We start from the raw sequence: 18,773 nt of genomic DNA, 5'->3' as shown, positions 1-18,773 counted from the left end.
GGGTCGCCCGGCGAACATCGCGGTGCACGGGGTGCCCCGTGGTGTGCCGTGCCGGGTGCGGCTTTTGTTGTGGTTGCTCGCGCAGTTCCCCGCGCCCCTTACGGGGCGAGTACGGGTCAGCTCCGGAGGAAGCCGTCGCCGTGTTGGGCGATGTGCTGCTCCAGGGCCGCGAGCGCCTGCTGGACGTCCTGGGGGGAGCCGCTGCCGCGCTGCTCCGCGTAATAGGCCGCGCCGAGCTTCTTCAGCAGATCATTCCCCGTGCGCTGGGCCTGGACGTCCTCCACCTTCTCCTTGCCTTGGGACAGCGCCTGCTGTGCCTGCTCCTTGGCGCGGTCGAGAAACCCTGCCATGGTCCTGCCTCCCGGTGCTGCTGACAGTGCGGAACGGGGCGAGTGCCCCTTGTCGCCGTCAACGTATGCCGTGATCAGTCCGTTCCCGGGTCACTCAGCACCTGGCGTGCCGTGCGCACGAGGTCGGGGATGAGCGGGTGGCCGGGGACCGCGCGCCACAGCAGATGGACAGGGGCGTCGGCGGCGTCCGCCAGCGGGCGGTAGACCACGCCCGGGTGCGCGTGCATGTCGGCCGTCGAGGCGACCGAGGCGCCGACCGCGCCGCCCGCCGCGATGGCGAACAGCCAGTCGTCGGTGTTCGCGACCCGTACGGTCGACGCCGGGCCGGGGCGGATCTCCTCGGGCCACAGGGAGAGCGAGGTCAGCCCCGAGACCGTGTTGATGACGATCGGGTGGCGCGCCAGCTCGGCCAGGGTCACCGGGCCCTCGCGGGCGGCCAGTTCGCTGTCCGCGGGCAGCGCGGCGATGCGCGGCTCGTCCAGCAGCCACTGGCTGCGCAGCTCCCCGGTCGCGGCCTCCGGCGGCAGTTCGCCGCGCAGCAGCGCGACGTCCACCTCGCCCCGCAGCAGCCCGGCCGTACGGTCGTCCACGCGGCGCAGCTCCAGCGGGGTGTCCGGGTGCTCCTCGCGCCAGCGGCGCAGCAGGGGAGTGGTCGAGCGGCCCAGCGCGGACCAGGGGTGGCCCAGGCGGAGCGGCCACACGCGGGGCCCGGCGGGGTCGAGGGCCTCGTCCACGGCGGCGACGGCGGCCCTGGCGCGGTCGCGGAAGACCCGGCCCTCGGGCGTCAGTTCCAGATGGTGCGTGGAGCGGTCGGCGAGGCGCACGCCCAGGTGCTGTTCGAGCTGGCGCAGGGTGCGCGAGAGCGCGGGCTGGCTGACGCGGAGCCGGGCGGCGGCACGGGTGACGCTGCCCTCCTCGGCGATGGCCAGGAAGGCTCTGAGGTGGCGCAGCTCCGCGGTCATGCGTCCGGAGCATACCCACAGGGAAAACGGCATTTCACGTGGCGCGGGCGCGCGCCTAGCGTGGCGGGTATGAGCGCTGCCGACCGCGCCGCCGGGCCCGCCGTGGCCGAGAGCGGTACCCCCGACGCCGCACCCGCCGCACCCTCCGCACCCTCCTCCGGCACCTCCGGTACGGGGCCCGCGCGCCGGGCCCGTACGGGCGCCGTCGGGATGGTCATCGGGAGCGCGATGTCGCTCCAGTTCGGCTCGGCGCTGGCGGCGCTGATCTTCCCGCGCGCGGGCGCGCTGGGCGTGGTCGCGCTGCGGCTGATCTTCTCCGCGGTGCTGATGCTCGCCGTGTGCCGGCCCCGGGTGCGCGGCTACTCCCGCCGGGACTGGACGGCCGTCGCCGGGCTCGGGCTCGCGCTCGGCACCATGAACAGCCTCTTCTACCAGGCCATCGACCGGATCCCCCTCGGCGCGACCGTCACCCTCGAACTGCTCGGTCCGCTGATCTTCTCCGTCGTCACCTCGCGCCGTCTCCTCAGCCTGCTGTGGGCCGGGCTCGCGCTGGGCGGGGTGTATCTGCTGGGCGCCAGCGACTTCGAGGACCTCAACCTCTCCGGCTGCGCCTTCGCGCTGGCGGCGGGGGCGACCTGGACCGCGTACATCGTCTTCAACGCCCGTACGGGCGCCCGCTTCCCCAAGGCCGACGGCCTGGCCCTCGCGATGGGCGTGGCCGCCGTCGTCAGCGCGCCCCTGGGCGTGGTGAGCGCGGGCTCCGCGCTGCTGGACCCGGTGGTCCTGGGGCTGGGCGCCGCCGTGGCGGTGCTCTCCTCCGGGCTGCCGTACACGCTGGAGCTGTTCGCGCTGCGCAGGCTGCCCGCCGCGACGTTCGCGGTGCTGATGAGCCTGATGCCGGTCGCGGCGACGGCGGCGGGCTTCGTGGTGCTGGGCCAGAACCTCGGACCGCTCCAGCTCGTCGCCATCGCGCTGGTCGTCGCGGCCAGCATGGGCGCGGTACGGACCGGCGCGGGGGCCCGGCCTAAGATCGAGCGGTGAGCGAGACAGTCGGCTGGACCGAGGACGGCACGGAGCGCACGGCGCGCTGGCGCTCCGAGAACGGGGCCCGGGCGCCCCGCCGGGTGGCCGTGGCCGACGACCGTACGACCGCCGACGCCGCGTACAAGCAGGCGTGCGAGGGCACCGCGCTGCTCTGGCGCGGCGACTACCACGGGGCCCGGCAGCTCCTCGCCGCCATGGCGCGGCGCGTGGACCGCAAGCCGCCGAAGCGCGGGGCGACGCCGCTGGAGAGCTTCCATCTGCAGCGGCAGGGACAGTCCCGCAGGGCCCGGGTGCTCGGCATGCTGCTCGTCCCGCTGGAGGCCGGGCCCGAGGGGTACGCCGTGCCGCTGCGTCGCGCGCCCGGCGTGGACGAGGCGTGCGCCGAGGCGTACGGCCCGGCGGCGGAAGCCCCCGGCCTCTCCCTCGTCTCGCTCCGCGAACTGCAGGGCGTCATCGGCGCGCACGAGTGGCACCGCAAGGGCGTGCCCGTCCCGGCGCTCGGCGGCGACCGCGTCCATCCCGCGTACGGGGTCTTCTCCCCGGTGCGCGGCGAGTACGTCGACCTGGTCGCCCGCGCGCCCCTGCCGCCCCCCGAGGGCCCCGCCTTCGACATCGGTACGGGCACGGGCGTGCTCAGCGCCGTGCTGGCCCGGCGCGGGGTCCGGCGGATCGTCGCGACCGACCAGGACCCCCGCGCGCTGGCCTGCGCGGCGGAGAACGTACGGCGGCTGGAGGTCGCCGACGCGGTCGAGGTCGTCCGCGCCGACCTCTTCCCGCCCCGGGACGAGGGCCCGGCGGCGCTCGTCGTCTGCAACCCGCCCTGGCTGCCCGCCAAGCCCGCCTCACCCCTCGAACACGCGGTCTACGACCCCGGCAGCCGGATGCTGCGCGGCTTCCTCGCCGGGCTCGCGCCCCGCCTCGCGCCCGGCGGCGAGGGCTGGCTGATCGTCTCCGACCTCGCCGAACACCTCGGGCTGCGGAGCCGCGAGGAGCTGCTCGGCTGGATCGGGGAGGCGGGCCTGCGCGTCGCCGGACGCGAGGACGCCCGCCCCCGCCACGGCCGCGCCACCGACACCGCCGACCCCCTGCACGAGGCACGCTCCCAGGAGATCACCTCCCTGTGGCGGCTCACCGGGTCCTAGGAGAGCAGGGAGGTGTCCTCCTTCTCCGCCGCCCTCTTCTCCTCCGGGGCCCGTCTCGACGGTGTCCCCGATCAAGGCGTTCTCTCTGTGCCGCGATCGGCGTGGGCTATGAATCCGCCGGCGGCGCCGCTCCTGACGCGTCCTCTCCGGTGCCCCGGTCCGGTCCCCGCGCCCGTACGCGCTCGACGTGGGCGAGGGAGTCGCGCAGCTCCGCCAGCCACGTGTCGGAGTTCCGCCCGACGAGGCGGACGCACCAGGCGAGGGCCTCGCTGCGGCTGCGGGCCACGCCGCCCGCGATGAGGGTGTCCAGCACCTGCCGCTCCGGCTGCCGCAGCCGCGTCATGACGGGCGCCGCGACATGGGTGAACAGGGCGCGGGTGCCGCCGCATTCGGCGCCCCAGGACACCTTGCGCCCGTACCGACGCTCGGTCTCGCGGGCCACCCGCATCCGCTCCTCGCGGGTGCGCTCCCGGAACTCGGCGATGCGGCCCTCCAGCGCGGCGGCGCGCTCGGGGCCGGGCACGTCCGCGTCGAGCGCGGGCTCGGGGACGCTGCCGACGACCGTGATCTCCTCGCGGTCCACGGTCACCTCCAGCACCCGCTCGTACAGCTCCTCCGGTAACCGCCCGGCCAGCCAGCCGCGCAGCTCCGTCTCTTCCTCGCTGCCTGTCGTCATGTAAGTCAAATTACTCAATTACACGTTCCCCGCAAGGGAGTTCGAGGGCGAACGGCAGCGCACCCGGTCGCCGCCGGGTGGCGGCGGGCCGGGTGCGCGTGTACGACGCGTGAGGTCGCCGGGGTGTCCAAGGGGGCGGTCAGCCCTTCTTGGTCTCCCAGAAGATCTTGTCGATCTGGGCGATGTAGTCCAGCGCCTTCTGGCCGGTGGCCGGGTCGGTGGAACCCTTGGCCGTGCTGAGGGCCTTCAGCGTGTCGTTCACGAGCTGGTGCAGCTCCGGGTACTTCTCGAAGTGCGGAGGCTTGAAGTAGTCGCTCCACAGCACCGAGATGTGGTGCTTGGCCAGCTCGGCGCGCTCCTCCTTGATGACGGTGGCGCGCGTCCGGAAGTGCGGGTCCTCGTTGGCCTGGTACTTCTCCTGGATGGCCTTGACGGATTCGGCCTCGATACGGGCCTGAGCCGGGTCGTACACACCACAGGGCAGGTCGCAGTGGGCGCTGACCTGCACCTTGGGGGCGAACAGGCGGGAGAGCATAAAGCCGTCCTTCCTCGTGATCGTCTTCTCACGTGCGAGATTACTCCGTGTGGGAAGCCTTTTCGCGTGTGCCCCCACGGGCTTAGGACAAAAGTCCAGTGTCAGGCTGGACCTGCTGGAGCAACGGACCGAGGCGCGGTCCTGAGAGGACCGGAGGCGGAAGAATGCCGGAGCGGACGCGTGAGCACAGCCGAAGCCGGGACGGGCAGGGCGGCGGACCGCTGAAGCGGATCGGGCTGGCGGAGGTCTACAACCCGTCGATGGAGCCCACGCTCCGTCCGGGGGACCAACTCGTGGTCGCGTACGGCGCGGCGGTGCGTCCGGGGGACATCGTGGTGCTCAGGCACCCGTTCCAGCACGACCTGCTCATCGTCAAGCGCGTGACCGGGCGCCGCGCGGGCGGCTGGTGGGTGCAGGGGGACAACCCCCGGGTGCGGAACGACAGCCGGGAGTTCGGCACGGTGCCCGACGAACTGGTGGTCGCGCGGGCCTGGCTGCGGCTGAGGTCGCCGCGCGGGGTTCACCCGTCGGTGTCGTCCGTGGCCCGCTGGACGGCGGGGGCGGTACGGCCGCTCGTGGGTCCCGTCCGGCCGCGGCCCGCCGCTGTCGCCGCGCCGTCCTCGTTCTCCAGCTCGCTCTTCCGGCGCTTGCGCGCGCGGTAGGCCGCGACGTTGGCGCGGGTGGCGCAGCGGTCGGAGCAGTAGCGGCGGGAACGATTCGTCGACGTGTCGAGATAGGCGTTCCGGCACGGGCTCGCCTGGCAGACGCCGAGCCGGTCCACGCCGAGGTCGGTGAGGTGGAAGGCGAGGCCCATGCAGGCCGTCGCCGCGTATCCCGCGGTGGCATTGGCCGGGTGCTCGGCCAGATGCATGTGCCAGCGCGGGCGCCCCTCGTCGTCCAGATACTCGTGCCCGGAGATCTGCGGGCTGGTCGGGAACTCCATCAGCAGCGAGTTGAGCAGATCCACCGCGCGCACCTCGTCGCCCTCGGCCGCCGCCGTGAAGACCGCCCGCAGCCGCGTCCGTACGGCGCGCAGGCGCGTCACGTCCGCCTCCGTCGCGCGCCGCGCGGTCATCGAGTCCGGACCGCACATCTCGCGCACGGCCTCGACCGAGGTGAGCGAGTCCTCGCCGCGCTCCGGACGCTCGGTGTTCACGAGGCGCACGGCCAGGTCCGAGTAATAGTTCAGTTCCACTTGTGATCCTTACGGCGGCGGTTTATGGTCGCAGTCGTCAGTACGTTGGTAACAGATGAATGGCTTCGAGGGTATTACGTATACGCGGAGGAGCGGGCATGGGTACTCACGCGGACGCCGCCGTCGCCGGTTCGGTGGACTGGCAGGCCTGGCAGGACAGTTGGGACCGGCAGCAGGAGTGGTACCTCCCGGACCGGGAGGAGCGCTTCCGGGTGATGCTCGACATGGTCGAGGCGCTGGTGGGCCCCGAACCGAGGGTGCTGGATCTCGCCTGCGGTACGGGCAGTATCTCGGACCGCGTGCTGCGGAGGCTGCCGAAGGCCAGGACCGTCGGCGTCGACCGTGACCCCGCGCTGCTGGCGCTGGCGCGCGGCCATTTCGCGGGGGACGCGCGGGCGGAGTTCGTCAGCGCCGACCTGAGCGACCCGGACTGGCGGGACGCGCTGCCGGAGGGCCCGTTCGACGCGGTGCTCACCGCGACGGCGCTGCACTGGATGCTGACCGAACCGCTGCGCGGGCTCTACGGGCAGATCGCGGGCCTCGTGCGCGAGGGCGGCGTCTTCCTCAACGCCGACCACATGCCCGACGAGTCGACCCCGCGCATCAACGCCGCGGTGCACCTCTTCGAGGGGGACCGGCAGCGGCGGCTCCGGGACGGCGACGTGCTGGACTGGGGCTCGTGGTGGACCGCGCTCGCGGCGGAGCCGGCGCTGCGGGATGTGGTGGAGGAGCGGTTCGCCCTCTTCGGGAACCCGGCCGAGGTCGCGCACGACCACAACGACGAGGAGTTCCAGCCCTCTTCTTGGCATGCCGAGACCATGCGTGCCGTCGGCTTCTCCGAAGCCCGCCCCATCTGGTGCTCCCCCACAGACGCCCTGGTCCTCGCCTTGCGCTGAGCCGCGTCAACCTAAGGGGCGCGGGGAACTGCGCGCCCAGCCACGACGCGGGCGCGCCCCGCGAAGCAAAGTCCGGGGCAGCCCGGGCGCGGCTCTTGTGCGCGGGGCACCCGGCGAAGTGGGCTGCGCTTGCCAGCCCTGCGCCTTCGCGCAGACCTCCCAAGCGCAAGGGAGAGGTGGGGCTTGCCCCGTTAGGGGCGCGGGGAACTGCGCGACGAGCCACGGCGCAGCCGCAGCCTGCGATGCACAGTACGAGGCAGCCCGTACCCAGCCCCCATGTCCGGGCGCCCGGCGCAGGGGGGGCGGGGCACCCCGGGTGCGGGGATGCACTCGGGGTGCCCTGGGGGCTAGCGGCGGGCTACGCCCTCGTCGCGGGCGGCCTTGGCGACAGCCGCCGTCACCGCCGGAGCGACCCTCTCGTCGAAGGGCGAGGGAATGACACGGTCCGCGGACAGCTCGTCCGCGACGACCGCCGCCAACGCGTTGGCGGCGGCGAGCTTCATGCCCTCCGTGATGTCCGTGGCCCGGACCTGGAGCGCGCCGGCGAAGACGCCGGGGAACGCGAGGACGTTGTTGATCTGGTTCGGGTAGTCGCTGCGCCCCGTGGCGACCACGGACGCGTACTTGCGGGCGACGTCCGGGTGGATCTCCGGGTTCGGGTTGGCCATCGCGAAGATGAACGCGCCCTCGGCCATCTTGGAGACGGCCTCCTCGGGGACCGTGCCGCCGCTCACGCCGATGAAGACGTCGGCGCCCGCGAGCGCGGACTCCAGGGAGCCCGTACGGTCCGCGGCATTGGTGAAGGACGCCAGTTCCCGCTTGACCTCGGTGAGGTCCTCGCGGTCGCGCGAGACGACGCCCTTGCGGTCGCAGACCGCGACGTCCCCGATGCCCGCCTCGACGAGGATGCGCGCGATGGCGACGCCCGCGGCGCCCGCGCCCGAGATCACGGCGCGCAGCTCACCCAGCTCGCGCCCGCTGAGCTTCGCCGCGTTGCGCAGCGCGGCCAGGGTGACGATGGCCGTGCCGTGCTGGTCGTCGTGGAAGACCGGGATGTCCAGCTTCTCCTTGAGCCGGGCCTCGATCTCGAAGCAGCGCGGCGCGGAGATGTCCTCCAGGTTGATGCCGCCGAACGAGGGGGCGAGGCGGGCGACCGTGGCCACCAGCTCGTCGGTGTCGCGCTCGTCCAGCGCGAGCGGCACCGCGTCCACGCCGCCGAACTGCTTGAAGAGGATGGCCTTGCCCTCCATCACCGGGAGGGAGGCCTCCGGGCCGATGTCGCCCAGGCCCAGCACGGCGCTGCCGTCGGTGACGACGGCGACCACCTGGGACTTCCATGTGTAGTCGTCGACCAGCTCGGGCTGCTCGGCGATGGCGCCGCAGACCTTGGCGACGCCGGGTGTGTAGGCGAGGGACAGGTCGTCCGCGTCGCGGACGGGCACGGTCGCCCGCACCTCCATCTTTCCCCCGCGGTGCAGGGCGAAGGCCGGATCGATCACGTCCGCCTCCAGCCCGTCCTTCGGATTGACGATCTCCGCTGCCACTGTGTTGGACCCCTTAGTCGTGTCGGTGAGGGTGACCGTTCCCTGCTGTGAGGAACGGGCGGGCACCGCGTCCGCTTCCCGGGACGCGGATGGCCGCGGCCCGGAGGGAGGTGCGGACGCCGGGCGCGCCGCACACGCGCCCTGGTCCCCGGGTGAGGGGTGTAATCGACCTTTCTACCGGACGAGGGGTGCCGGGCACGAGCCACTTCCGGCCCCCGAGGGGGGCGTCGGGGTGTCACCAGGGGGGAATGGCAGGCAAAGCGGTGCGACAGGGACAGAAGTCCACGGACTGAGACGACGTAAGCCCTTACGCGCTTCCAGCCGCCCTGTATCCGGATTCGACGCTCCGTTATCCGATTTTGACATCGCGAGCCCCCTGCATGCGCTTGTCCGGATGGCAAGATGCCCCCCATCCGTTCGAGGTCGCGACATCCGAAGGTGTGTGCCCCGGCCGACCGGGCCATCCCCATCAGGCCATCCCCATCCGCGCAGGAGGACCGCCCATGACCGCAAGCACCACTCGCCGCACCGCCGCCTTCCGCTCCCGGTTCGTGGCGCTGGGCGCCCTCGCGGTCACCGGCGCCCTGCTGCTGACCGGCTGCGGGGACCAGACGGACGGCGCCGGCGGCGGCTCCGGGGGCTCGGGCGGCGGCTCGCTCAACGCGAAGCTGCCCGAGAAGATCCGCGACGCGGGTGTGATCAAGGTCGGTACGGACGCCGCGTACAAGCCCATGGAGTACAAGGAGGGCGCCGAGATCGTCGGGCTCGACCCGGACATCGCCGACGCGATGGGCAAGAAGCTCGGCGTCCGCTTCGAGTTCACCAACGGCACCTTCGACGGGCTCATCACCTCGATGCAGACCGGCCGCTTCGACATGATCATGTCCTCGATGACGGACACCAAGGACCGCCAGGAGGGCCTGGACGACAAGGGCAAGAAGGCGGGCAAGGGCGTCGACTTCGTCGACTACCTGACCGCCGGCTCCTCGATCCTGGTCAAGAAGGGCAACCCCGAGAAGATCGAGACCGTCGCGCAGATGTGCGGCAAGAAGGTCGCCACCCAGCGCGGCACCACCTCGCACGAGATCCTCAAGACGCAGACGGAGAAGTGCGAGAAGGACGGCAAGAAGAAGGTCACCGTCGAGGCGTACGACACCGACGACGAGGCCCGCGTCCGGCTGAAGACCGGCGCCGTCGTCGCCGACGTCTCCGACTTCCCGGTCGCCGCCAACGCGGCCAAGAGCGGCTCCGACTTCGAGGTCGTCGGCGAGCAGATGGAGTCCGCGCCCTACGGCATCGCCGTGAGCAAGGGCAACACCAAGCTGCGCGACGCGCTCAAGGAGGCGCTCGTCGCGATCATCAAGGACAAGTCCTACGAGAAGGCGCTCCAGAAGTGGGGCGTCGAGGACGGCGCCGTCGACTCCGTGAAGATCAACGGCGGTTCCTGAGCCGTCGGGCCCCGAGCCGCGAGCCCGAGCCCGGCCCCGAACCCACGGACCCCGAAACGGACGCTGAGAGGCAAGCCCCGTGACACAACCCACCGACAAGGTGCCCGCCGACGCGCCGTCGTCCGGCGCCCCTGAGACCATCAAGGCCATCCCCGTACGGCACTACGGCCGCTACGTCGCCGCCGTGATCGTGCTGGCCCTGCTGGCGCTCTTCGCCAACGCCGTCGCGGGCGCCGACCTGCGCTGGTCGGCCGTCGGCGACTTCTTCTTCGACGACCAGGTCCTCACGGGCGTCAAGAACACGATCGTGGTCAGCGTGCTGTCCATGATCATCGGCCTGGTGCTCGGCATCATCCTCGCCGTGATGCGGATGTCGAAGAACCCGGTGACCTCGTCCGTCGCCTGGGGCTACATCTGGTTCTTCCGCGGCACACCGGTCTATGTGCAGCTCCTGCTCTGGTTCAACCTGGCGCTGATCTTCCCGGTCCTGAACATCATGCCGATCTACAAGGACGAGATGACCGACGTCATGACGCCGTTCATGGCGGCGCTGCTCGGTCTCGGTCTGAACGAGGCGGCGTACATGGCGGAGATCTGCCGCGCGGGCATCCAGTCCGTCGACGAGGGCCAGACCGAGGCCTCGCAGGCGCTCGGCATGACCAACGCGCAGAACATGCGCCGCATCGTGCTGCCCCAGGCGATGCGCGTGATCGTGCCGCCGACCGGCAACGAGTTCATCAACCTGCTGAAGACCTCCTCGCTCTGCGCCGTCGTGATGTACGAGGAGACGCTGCGCAAGGCGCAGAACATCGGCAACAACTCCAGCGCGGTGGTCGAGCTGCTGCTCGTCGCGACGCTCTGGTACCTGATCATCACGACCGTCTTCAGCATCGGTCAGTACTACCTGGAGCGGCGCTACGCGCGCGGCTCTCTCCGCCAGCTTCCCGAGACACCGTGGCAGCGGGTCCGGCGGAACGTGCTCACCCTCAGCCGCGGCACCGGATCGGGGGCGCAGGGCGCATGACAGCGATGGTGAAGGCGGAGGCCGTCCACAAGCACTTCGGCCCCGTGCAGGTGCTCAAGGGCATCGACCTGGAGGTCCGCTCCGGGGAGGTGTTCTGCATCGTCGGCCCCTCGGGCTCCGGGAAGTCGACCTTCCTGCGGTGCATCAACCACCTGGAGAAGATCAACGCCGGCCGGCTGTACGTCGACGGCACCCTCGTCGGCTACCGCGAGAAGAACGGCAAGCTCCACGAGCTGCGGGACCGCGAGGTCGCCGAGCAGCGCCGGGGCATCGGCATGGTCTTCCAGCGCTTCAACCTCTTCCCGCACATGACCGCGGTGGAGAACGTGATGGAGGCGCCGGTCCAGGTCAAGGGCGTCTCCAAGAAGGAGGCCAGGGAGCGCGCCGAGCAGCTCCTGGACCGGGTCGGGCTCGGGGACAAGAAGGCCAACTACCCCGCGCAGCTCTCCGGCGGCCAGCAGCAGCGCGTGGCCATCGCGCGCGCCCTGGCGATGGACCCGAAGCTGATGCTCTTCGACGAGCCGACCTCCGCGCTCGACCCGGAGCTGGTCGGCGAGGTCCTGGACGTGATGCGGGACCTGGCGCGGGACGGCATGACGATGGTCGTCGTCACCCACGAGATGGGCTTCGCGCGCGAGGTCGGCGACTCCCTCGTCTTCATGGACGACGGCGTCGTCGTCGAGTCCGGCAACCCGAGGGACGTGCTGGGCAACCCGCAGCACGAGCGCACCAAGTCCTTCCTCTCGAAGGTCCTGTGAGGGGTCCAGTGCGCGCCTACCGCTCCAGGTAGGCCAGTACGGCCAGCACCCTCCGGTTGTCCGAATCGGAGGAGTGCAGGCCGAGCTTGGGGAAGATGTTGCTGATGTGCTTGGCGACGGCCTTCTCCGAGATGACGAGGGTCTCCGCGATGCCCGCGTTCGAGCGGCCCTGGGCGACGTGCTCCAGGACCTCCCGTTCGCGGGCCGTGAGGCTGTTCATCCGTTCGTCGCGGTCCTTGCTCACGAAGAGCTGGGTGACGACCTCGGGGTCCATCACCGTGCCGCCCTCGGCGACCTGGCGGATCGTGGACATGAAAGCGCGCCCGTTGGATACCCGGTTCTTCAGGACATAGCCCACCGCGCCGCGGCCGCTGGTGAGCAGCTCCTGGGCGTAGAGCGGTTCGACGTACTGCGACAGGAGCAGCACCGGCAGTCCGGGGACCTCGCGGCGAGCGGCCGTCGCGGCACGCAGGCCGTCGTCGCTGAAGCCGGGCGGGAGCCGGACGTCCACGATCGCGACGTCGGGACGGTGGGTGAGCAGCGCGTCCAGGAGGTCTGGTCCCGTCTCCACGGCGGCCAGGACCTCGTGGCCGTGCGCCCCGAGCAGCCGGATCAGGCCGTCCCTCAGCAGGAAATGGTCTTCGGCGAGGACAACACGCACGGCAGCTCCATCATCACCATGGTCGGGCCGCCCGGCGGGCTGTTCACCGCCAGGACCCCGTCGAACGTCGCGAGCCTGCGCTCGATGCCGCGCAGCCCGGTGCCCCGCGAGGCGTCGGCGCCCCCGCGGCCGTCGTCGGTGACGCCCGCCCGCAGCACGCCCCGAGCGTAGTCGTACGTGAGGTCGATCCAGACCCGGTCGGCGCCCGAGTGCTTGGCGGCGTTGGCCAGCGCCTCGGACACCGCGAAGTAGACCGCCGACTCCACCGGCATCTCCGGGCGGCCCGGCAGATCGAGGCTCACCTCCGCGCTCAGCGGGCTCACCAGCGCCAGCGCCCGTACGGCGTCCGCGAGGCCCCGGTCGGCGAGCACCGGCGGATGGATGCCCCGCACCAGGTCGCGCAGCTCCTCCAGGGCCTGCGCCGAGGACTGCCGGACCTCCGCGAGCAGCGCCCGTACGGCCTCCGGGTCGCGCTCCAGCAGCTCGTCCGCGGCGTCCAGCGTCATGCCCATCGCCACGAGCCGGGCCTGCGCCCCGTCGTGCAGGTCCCGCTCGATCCGGCGCAGCTCGCTCATCTGCGTGTCCACGGCGGCGGAGCGGGTCGCCGACAGGTGCTCGATGCGGTGCGCCATCCGCTCGCTCTCGCTCGGGCTGAGCATCGAGCCGATCCACAGCGCGTGCACCCGGACGAGGCGCGGCGCGGCCCACAGCGTGAGCGGCAGGGCCGCCGCGCCGAGCAGCCCGGCGGGCAGCGTCAGGGCGAGCCCCGGGGTGTAGACGCCGGAGAGCCCGGTGAGCGCGAACCCGATGCCCCATATGCCCGCGAGGACCGTCAGGATCGGCAGGAACGCCAGCGTTGCGCCCACGACCGGGTCGAGCGCCACCCACAGCCACTCGCGGCGGGCCTGCCGCTCGGCGAAGACCGCCTGGAAGCGGTAGCGCAGCGGGGTCCCCGGCGCGGGCGGCCCCGAGGCGGGCTCCGGGACGCGCACGCCGGACCAGGACCCGGCCAGCTCGCGCTGGCGGGAGGCCAGGCGCCGCACCCCCTCCCGTACGTTCGGCAGCACGAGCAGCCCGGGGCCCGAGCTGAAGAGCACCGCGCAGAAGGTGAGCCCGGTCGCGGCCCAGGAGAGCCGCCACAGCGTCAGACAGCGCCTGAGCCCGGTCAGGCCACGGGAGAGGAAGCCGCGGAAGGGAGTCATGCTCGCCATTATCGAGCGGGGCACCCCGCCGTGTCGGTGGTAAAAACCCGCCCATCGGACCTGGTGCGACCTTCCCGGTACCGGGGGCGCGGCGTAGCGTCGGGATCATGTTTGCTGCCTACGCCGCGCGTATCGACAAGGATCAGCCGCTCGACGGGCTGGAGCTGGGGGAGAGGCCGGAACCGAGGGTTCCGCCCGGGTGGACCACGGTCTCCGTGAAGGCCGCCTCGCTCAACCACCACGACCTGTGGTCGCTGCGCGGGGTGGGCATCACCGAGGAGACGCTGCCCATGATCCTCGGCTGCGACGCGGCGGGCGTCGACGCCGACGGGAACGAGGTCGTGCTGCACTCCGTCATCGGCCAGACCGGGCACGGCGTCGGCCCCCGCGAGCCCCGCTCGATCCTCACCGAGCGCTACCAGGGCACCTTCGCCGAGCGCGTCGCCGTCCCGCAGTGGAACGTGCTGCCCAAGCCGAAGGAGCTGTCCTTCGAGGAGGCCGCCTGCCTGCCCACGGCCTGGCTCACCGCGTACCGGATGCTGTTCACCAACGCGGACGTCCGCCCCGGCGACTCCGTCCTCGTCCAGGGCGCGGGCGGCGGCGTGGCCACCGCCGCGATCGTGCTCGGCGCCGCCGCCGGGCTGCGGGTCTTCGCGACCAGCCGCGACGAGGCCAAGCGCAAGCGCGCCGAGGAGCTGGGCGCCGAGCTGGCCGTCGAGAGCGGCGCCCGGCTGCCGCACCGCGTGGACGCCGTCCTGGAGACCGTCGGCGCCGCGACCTGGTCGCACTCGGTGAAGTCCCTCAAGCCCGGCGGCACCCTGGTGATCTCCGGCGCCACCAGCGGCCCCAACCCGCCGTCCGCCGAGCTGAACCGGATCTTCTTCCTGGAGCTGAGGGTCGTCGGCTCGACGATGGGCAGCAAGGAGGAGCTGGCCTCGCTGCTGAGCTTCTGCGCGGCGAAGGGCGTCCGCCCCGTCATCGACTCGACCCTGCCGCTGTCCGAGGCCCGCGACGGCTTCGCGAAGATGGCCGGAGGGGACCTCTTCGGAAAGGTCGTCCTCACCGTGTAGCGTCCCCAACCGGCATACGGCCGGGGAGAGTTGAGGGGAGCGGTGTGCGGATGGACGCCGGGGCGCGGGACGTACGGGCGGTTCGGCCGGTGCGCGAGGAGGATCTGCCGGGGGCGCGGGAGCTGCTGCACGCGGCGTTCCGCACCGACCCCGTGAGCCGCTGGATCTTCCCGGAGGAGGAGCGCCGCGAGACGTGGCACCCGCTGCTGTTCGGCGCGTTCCTGGAGGGCGCGTTCCGGTACGGCACCGCCGAGATGACGGCCGACGGCGTCGGCGTCGCGCTCTGGTTCGACGCCCGGGCCGAGCCCGTGGGGCTCGACGAGACGGGCGCGCTGCTGGACGCCGTGGACCCCGGGAACCCCCGCGTCCCCGGCATCGGCGCGGTCACGGGGGAGGTCCACCCGCACGAGCCCCACGCCTACCTCCAGGCGCTCGCCGTCCGCCCCGGCCTCCAGAGCCGGGGCATCGGCGGCGCCCTCCTCCGCCTCGCCCTCGACCGCTGCGACAAGGAGGAGCTGCCCGCGTACCTGGAGGCCAGCTCCGAGCGCAGCCGGATCTTCTACGAGCGGCACGGATTCGCCCCGCGCGGCACGCCCCTCGTCCTGCCCGGCGGCGGCCCGCCGATGTGGCCGATGTGGCGGGAGCCGGGCGGGGGCTGACGGGCGCGGTCCTACGGCTACCGCTACGGCCACGGCCACGGCTATGGCTACGGCTGCGGCGCGTGCGCCCGCGTATACGCCTCGAACGGCGGGATGCCCACCGCCGCGCGGCGCGTGTCCATCCCCTCGGGGTCGGCGACCGGCCACGGGACCGGGGCGCCCTCGTCGGTGATGCCGCCGATCTGGGTGCCGTAGGACTGTTCGCGGCCCTCGTTGACGGCGAGCCGGTCGTCCAGGAACGCCGCCTGCCGGGCCCCGTCCTCGCCCGCCGCCCCCGCCCGTACGGCCTCCTGGAGGAGGCGCAGCGCGAGGCGCTGGACGTCGAGCTGGCGGTCGGCGTGCTGGGCGAGGAGCCAGGCGGCCTCGGCGGCCTCCGGGTCGGTGGGCCAGCCGTGGGCCCTGAGGATCTCGCGGAGCCGGTCGCCGTGGGCGGCGGCCACGCGGCGCCAGGCCAACTGCTCGGCGAGGTCCTCGGCGTTGGCCTTCGGCGAGGCGGCCCGGTCCTCGTCGCGCATGCGGAGGAGTGCGGCGGTGATGTCCTGTCCGGTCTGCTGCATGTGCTTCACCGTAGGACGCCGATCCGGCGTGAAGATCGTCCCGGAAGAGGGTGACGCGGGCTCCGTCCGCCGTGCAGAATGAACTTACCCCCGCCGGAGTTTCCGCCGTACGGCGCGCTGGGCGACGGGGCCGAGGGACTCCAGCGCGGCGGCCGTCCCGACGAGCTGTTCGAGCGCGGCGAAGGCCCGTTCCGCGCCCTCCGCGTCGACGCCCTCGTAGAGTTCGAGGCCGATGAAGGCCGAGGAGACGGCGTGCGCGAGGCCGCGCGGGTCGACGAACTCCGCCAGCGGCGTCCCCCCGAGGAGGCGCCGCAGCACCGCCTCGATCTCCTCCGTCCACAGCGCCAGCCCCGCGGCCGTCGCGGACGCCAGCCGGGGGTGCGTCTGGGCGCCCGCCATGAGCTGGCCCAGCATGGCGACGCTGCCCTCCTCGCGCTCGGCGGCGTGCAGTTCGCGGGCCAGCGCGAGGAGCCCGTCGAGCGAGCGCACCTCGGCCAGCCGCTCGCGGTAGCGGGCGAGGCGCTGCTCGGCGCCGTGGCGGCAGGCGGCGGCGAGCAGCTCGTCGACGGTGCCGAAGTGGTAGAAGACCAGCGCCTGGTTGACCCCGGCGGTGGTGGCGACCGCGCGCGCCGAGGTCTTGGCGATGCCCTGCTCGGTGAGCGTCCGCAGCGCGCCCTCCAGGAGCTTGGTCCGCGTCTCCCGGGAGGTGCCGCTCACGCGCGTGCCTCCTCGCGGACCGGCCGCAGGCCCGCGCGCACGCCGCGCTCGCGCACGTCGGCGTACTCCGCGGTGAACGAGCCCTCGTACCCGAACAGCGGTCCGAAGCGCCGGTTGGCCACGGTCACGCTGATCCGGAAGCGGCCCGCGTCGTCGTCGTACGACTCCCGGACGAGCGCGTCCGCGCCGATCAGGTCCGGTACCCGCGCGTCGATCCGGCCCTCGCGGAAGCGGTGCTCGCCGGAGCGGATCACCAGGGCGCCGTGCGCGTCGACTTCGAGGTCCAGGTCGGTGGCGAGGTGCTGGTGCGTGCCGAGGTAGTCCACGATCCGGCCGCGCTCCTCGCTGTGGACCATCGTCGCGTCGAACCGCCGCGCGCCGCCCGGAAAGGCGAAGGTGCGCACGAAGGTGACGGTCTCGCGGCCGTACGAGTCGAGGTACGGGACGTTCTCGATGGTGAACGGGATGTCGCGCCCGGCGCCCGGCACCAGGATGTGACGGGCCGCGCCGAGCGCGAGGAACGGCCGCACCCAGCCGCCCCGGTGCCACACGCGGTCCATCACGCCGCGCCCCACGCAGGATTCGCCGCTGTCGAGCCCGACGGAGAAGCGCCGCCGGAGCCGCGGGTGCAGCCGGTCGAAGTCGGCGCCGAGGGCGCGCTGGAAGATCGAGGTCACGGTCGCTCCAGTCGGTCGAGAAGGGCGGGCGGGGTGGTCGGGACGGTCGGGGCGGTGGGTTCCGTGCGGGACTCGTGGGCGGCCGTTCCGGGCGCGCGGGGCGTACGGGCGGCGCGCGTACGGGCGCCCGTGGGGGCGCGGCGCAGGCAGCGGCGGGCCGCGGGGGTGCCGGGCAGCGGCGGCAGCAGTACGGCCGCGAGGGCGACGAGCGCGGCGGCGGCCACGGACGGCACGGACGGCACGGACGGCGCCCCGTGCGCCCCGTATGCCCCGTACGCGGCGCCCGCGACCGCCAGGAGCCGCGCGACGGCCTCCGACAGGGCCCGTACGAGGGCGCGTTCGGGGGTGACGCCCCGCTCGCACCACAGGCGCAGCCGGTCGAAGGACCAGGCGGTGGCCCAGCCCATCAGCGGCCGCAGCGCGTACCGGTCGGCGAGGGCGCCCGCGCGGCCCCAGCGCGGCACGTAGCCGTACCCGGTGAGGAAGCGGACGGTGCCGTCGCCGCACGGCACGTAGCGCCAGTAGCCGCTGCCCTCCTCGATGAAGGAGAGCGGGTGCGGGGAGGCGAAGCGGAGCGCCGAGGTCCGGGTGCCGTCCGGACGGTGGCGTTCACCCGCCGAGACGCCGGTGCCGGAGACGGTCAGACCGGGCAGCACCCGGACCCCGTACGTGAAGCGCCGGGGGCCGCCGTCCCCGCCGTCGCCGTCGAGGTACGCGATGCGCGTGAACCTCAGGTCCCAGCGCTGGTGCTGCTCCGGGTCCTGGGTGCGCCGCCACAGCTCGTCGAGGTCCGTGCGGACGCGTGCCTCGACGTACAGCCCTTTCGGCGCGTGTGCTCCCTCTGCCCCCATGGGAACTCCCCCTCGTCCCTGGTGTTTGAGCGGTCGCTCAAACACCAGGGTAGGGCTGTTTGAGCGACCGCTCAAACCCGGCGCCGGTGGCCGGCGTTCACCACGCCCGGGTGCTCCCGGTGCCCACCGGGCCGTCGGGGCGGTGGATGGTGTCCCAAGGGGCGAGGTTCCAGGGGCTGGTGGGGTTCGTGGGTGCGAGGAGGCGGCGGAGGTGGGCGTCGGACACCGCCTGCGGGGCCGGGAAGTCCTCGTCTTCGGTGCCCCGCAGCATGGCCGTCCACAGCAGGCGGCCCCGCAGGTAGTCGTCGGCGAACGCGCTCCAGGAGCCGTATCTGGCGGTCACCGGCGCCACGGTCGCGCGCAGCAGGTGCCAGGCCGTGGCCCTGTCCATGAGCCCGGCCGCGTACGCCTTGCGGACCACGTCGGTGTGGAGCGCGACGTCCCAGGCCAGCGGCTGGCTGTGGGCCGCGCCGCCCGCCCGCGCCCGGTAGCCCGACTCCATGAGGTCCTGGAGCCTGTCGGTCACCTCGGCGGCCGTGGTCAGCCCCCACTGCTCCTCCAGCCAGGCCCGGGCCCGTTCGTCGTCCCGCTCGGTGAACGGGTAGAGGGTGGTGCGTGACGACTCGTCGCCCCGGTTCACGGGGGCGGCCAGCGAGACCATCCAGAGCTGGTGTGCCGAGAGGGCGATGACGGGGCCGCGCGCCGCGCGCTTGCGTCTCCACATGGAGCCGCACCCTATGCGGGTGCGGTGGAGACACGTGGGGCGGGATCGGTTACCTTCCACCTAACGTTTGTTTGGCGGGGG

General features: G+C 72.8%; 21 protein-coding genes and 1 pseudogene. 9 read left to right on the top strand and 13 right to left on the bottom strand.

Annotated elements, in window-relative coordinates:
* Positions 1-116: 116 nt before the first annotated feature.
* Positions 117-350 carry a hypothetical protein gene (locus ABD343_RS11890; RefSeq protein ID WP_344527010.1) on the bottom strand — a complete coding sequence of 78 codons (234 nt, stop codon included), beginning with the start codon at positions 348-350 and terminating at the stop codon, positions 117-119.
* A gap of 74 nt (positions 351-424) precedes the next feature.
* A complete protein-coding gene (locus tag ABD343_RS11885) occupies positions 425-1,312 on the bottom strand; it encodes a LysR family transcriptional regulator (protein ID WP_344527008.1) in 888 nt (295 codons plus the stop codon).
* A gap of 69 nt (positions 1,313-1,381) precedes the next feature.
* Here ABD343_RS11885 and ABD343_RS11880 point away from each other — a divergent pair, with 69 nt between their 5' ends.
* Positions 1,382-2,353 carry an EamA family transporter gene (locus tag ABD343_RS11880; RefSeq protein ID WP_425578158.1) on the top strand — a complete coding sequence of 324 codons (972 nt, stop codon included), beginning with the start codon at positions 1,382-1,384 and terminating at the stop codon, positions 2,351-2,353.
* A complete protein-coding gene (locus ABD343_RS11875) occupies positions 2,350-3,498 on the top strand; it encodes a methyltransferase (protein ID WP_344527006.1) in 1,149 nt (382 codons plus the stop codon). The genes ABD343_RS11880 and ABD343_RS11875 overlap by 4 nt, the downstream gene beginning before the upstream one ends.
* 106 nt (positions 3,499-3,604) lie before the next feature.
* Here the strand turns inward: ABD343_RS11875 and ABD343_RS11870 are convergent, their stop codons facing one another.
* Both ABD343_RS11870 and sodN read right to left on the bottom strand, forming a co-directional pair.
* Entirely contained in the window at positions 3,605-4,174 is a 570-nt protein-coding gene (locus ABD343_RS11870) for a hypothetical protein (protein WP_344527004.1), read from the bottom strand.
* 139 nt (positions 4,175-4,313) lie between these two features.
* On the bottom strand, positions 4,314-4,709 hold the full coding sequence (gene sodN, locus ABD343_RS11865) for a superoxide dismutase, Ni (protein WP_344527002.1): 396 nt from the start codon (positions 4,707-4,709) through the stop codon (positions 4,314-4,316).
* 164 nt (positions 4,710-4,873) lie between these two features.
* Between sodN and ABD343_RS40985 the strand changes: the two are divergent.
* Positions 4,874-5,137: pseudogene (locus ABD343_RS40985) on the top strand (S24 family peptidase); the annotation flags it as partial.
* A gap of 92 nt (positions 5,138-5,229) precedes the next feature.
* Here the strand turns inward: ABD343_RS40985 and ABD343_RS11855 are convergent.
* On the bottom strand, positions 5,230-5,904 hold the full coding sequence (locus tag ABD343_RS11855) for a CGNR zinc finger domain-containing protein (protein ID WP_344527000.1): 675 nt from the start codon (positions 5,902-5,904) through the stop codon (positions 5,230-5,232).
* A gap of 98 nt (positions 5,905-6,002) precedes the next feature.
* Between ABD343_RS11855 and ABD343_RS11850 the strand changes: the two genes are divergently transcribed.
* Positions 6,003-6,800, top strand: coding sequence for a class I SAM-dependent methyltransferase (locus ABD343_RS11850; RefSeq protein ID WP_344526998.1), 798 nt, complete (start codon positions 6,003-6,005; stop codon positions 6,798-6,800).
* Positions 6,801-7,147: 347 nt separating this feature from the next.
* Here the strand turns inward: ABD343_RS11850 and ABD343_RS11845 are convergent, their stop codons facing one another.
* Positions 7,148-8,344 carry an NAD(P)-dependent malic enzyme gene (locus ABD343_RS11845; protein WP_425578157.1) on the bottom strand — a complete coding sequence of 399 codons (1,197 nt, stop codon included), beginning with the start codon at positions 8,342-8,344 and terminating at the stop codon, positions 7,148-7,150.
* Positions 8,345-8,847: 503 nt separating this feature from the next.
* Between ABD343_RS11845 and ABD343_RS11840 the strand changes: the two genes are divergently transcribed.
* The 3 genes from ABD343_RS11840 to ABD343_RS11830 all read left to right on the top strand — a co-directional run bounded on the left by ABD343_RS11840 (position 8,848) and on the right by ABD343_RS11830 (position 11,574).
* Positions 8,848-9,792, top strand: a complete 945-nt coding sequence (locus tag ABD343_RS11840; RefSeq protein WP_344526996.1) for an ABC transporter substrate-binding protein — start codon at positions 8,848-8,850, stop codon at positions 9,790-9,792.
* Between the two features lie 79 nt (positions 9,793-9,871).
* Positions 9,872-10,816 carry an amino acid ABC transporter permease gene (locus ABD343_RS11835; RefSeq protein ID WP_344526994.1) on the top strand — a complete coding sequence of 315 codons (945 nt, stop codon included), beginning with the start codon at positions 9,872-9,874 and terminating at the stop codon, positions 10,814-10,816.
* Positions 10,813-11,574, top strand: coding sequence for an amino acid ABC transporter ATP-binding protein (locus ABD343_RS11830; protein ID WP_344526992.1), 762 nt, complete (start codon positions 10,813-10,815; stop codon positions 11,572-11,574). The genes ABD343_RS11835 and ABD343_RS11830 overlap by 4 nt, the downstream gene beginning before the upstream one ends.
* A 16-nt stretch (positions 11,575-11,590) precedes the next feature.
* On the opposite strand, the gene ABD343_RS11825 is transcribed toward ABD343_RS11830, so the two are convergent.
* Both ABD343_RS11825 and ABD343_RS11820 read right to left on the bottom strand, forming a co-directional pair.
* Complete coding sequence (locus ABD343_RS11825) at positions 11,591-12,235, bottom strand: LuxR C-terminal-related transcriptional regulator (RefSeq protein ID WP_344526990.1); 645 nt, start codon at positions 12,233-12,235, stop codon at positions 11,591-11,593.
* Complete coding sequence (locus tag ABD343_RS11820; protein ID WP_344526988.1) at positions 12,199-13,437, bottom strand: sensor histidine kinase; 1,239 nt, start codon at positions 13,435-13,437, stop codon at positions 12,199-12,201. The genes ABD343_RS11825 and ABD343_RS11820 overlap by 37 nt, the downstream gene beginning before the upstream one ends.
* A gap of 107 nt (positions 13,438-13,544) precedes the next feature.
* On the opposite strand from ABD343_RS11820, the gene ABD343_RS11815 reads away from it, so the two are divergent.
* Both ABD343_RS11815 and ABD343_RS11810 read left to right on the top strand, forming a co-directional pair.
* Positions 13,545-14,507, top strand: a complete 963-nt coding sequence (locus ABD343_RS11815; protein ID WP_344526986.1) for a zinc-binding dehydrogenase — start codon at positions 13,545-13,547, stop codon at positions 14,505-14,507.
* 50 nt (positions 14,508-14,557) lie between these two features.
* Positions 14,558-15,166 carry a GNAT family N-acetyltransferase gene (locus ABD343_RS11810; RefSeq protein WP_344526984.1) on the top strand — a complete coding sequence of 203 codons (609 nt, stop codon included), beginning with the start codon at positions 14,558-14,560 and terminating at the stop codon, positions 15,164-15,166.
* A 47-nt stretch (positions 15,167-15,213) separates the two neighbouring features.
* On the opposite strand, the gene ABD343_RS11805 is transcribed toward ABD343_RS11810, so the two are convergent.
* From ABD343_RS11805 to ABD343_RS11785, 5 genes are all read right to left on the bottom strand, one after another.
* Positions 15,214-15,723 carry a DUF6624 domain-containing protein gene (locus tag ABD343_RS11805; RefSeq protein ID WP_344526982.1) on the bottom strand — a complete coding sequence of 170 codons (510 nt, stop codon included), beginning with the start codon at positions 15,721-15,723 and terminating at the stop codon, positions 15,214-15,216.
* A gap of 84 nt (positions 15,724-15,807) precedes the next feature.
* On the bottom strand, positions 15,808-16,440 hold the full coding sequence (locus tag ABD343_RS11800) for a TetR/AcrR family transcriptional regulator (protein WP_344526980.1): 633 nt from the start codon (positions 16,438-16,440) through the stop codon (positions 15,808-15,810).
* On the bottom strand, positions 16,437-17,117 hold the full coding sequence (locus ABD343_RS11795; RefSeq protein ID WP_344526978.1) for a DUF4166 domain-containing protein: 681 nt from the start codon (positions 17,115-17,117) through the stop codon (positions 16,437-16,439). The genes ABD343_RS11800 and ABD343_RS11795 overlap by 4 nt, the downstream gene beginning before the upstream one ends.
* Positions 17,114-17,968 (bottom strand): hypothetical protein, encoded by an 855-nt coding sequence (locus tag ABD343_RS11790; RefSeq protein ID WP_344526976.1) that lies wholly within the window; start codon positions 17,966-17,968, stop codon positions 17,114-17,116. The genes ABD343_RS11795 and ABD343_RS11790 overlap by 4 nt, the downstream gene beginning before the upstream one ends.
* A gap of 97 nt (positions 17,969-18,065) precedes the next feature.
* Positions 18,066-18,692 carry a DUF1266 domain-containing protein gene (locus ABD343_RS11785; protein ID WP_344526974.1) on the bottom strand — a complete coding sequence of 209 codons (627 nt, stop codon included), beginning with the start codon at positions 18,690-18,692 and terminating at the stop codon, positions 18,066-18,068.
* Positions 18,693-18,773 lie beyond the last annotated feature (81 nt).

Source organism: Streptomyces albiaxialis, assembly GCF_039530985.1.
Classification (GTDB): domain Bacteria; phylum Actinomycetota; class Actinomycetes; order Streptomycetales; family Streptomycetaceae; genus Streptomyces; species Streptomyces albiaxialis.
Note: the sequence above shows the minus strand (reverse complement) of the source record. Positions and strands in the feature narration are given on the sequence as shown.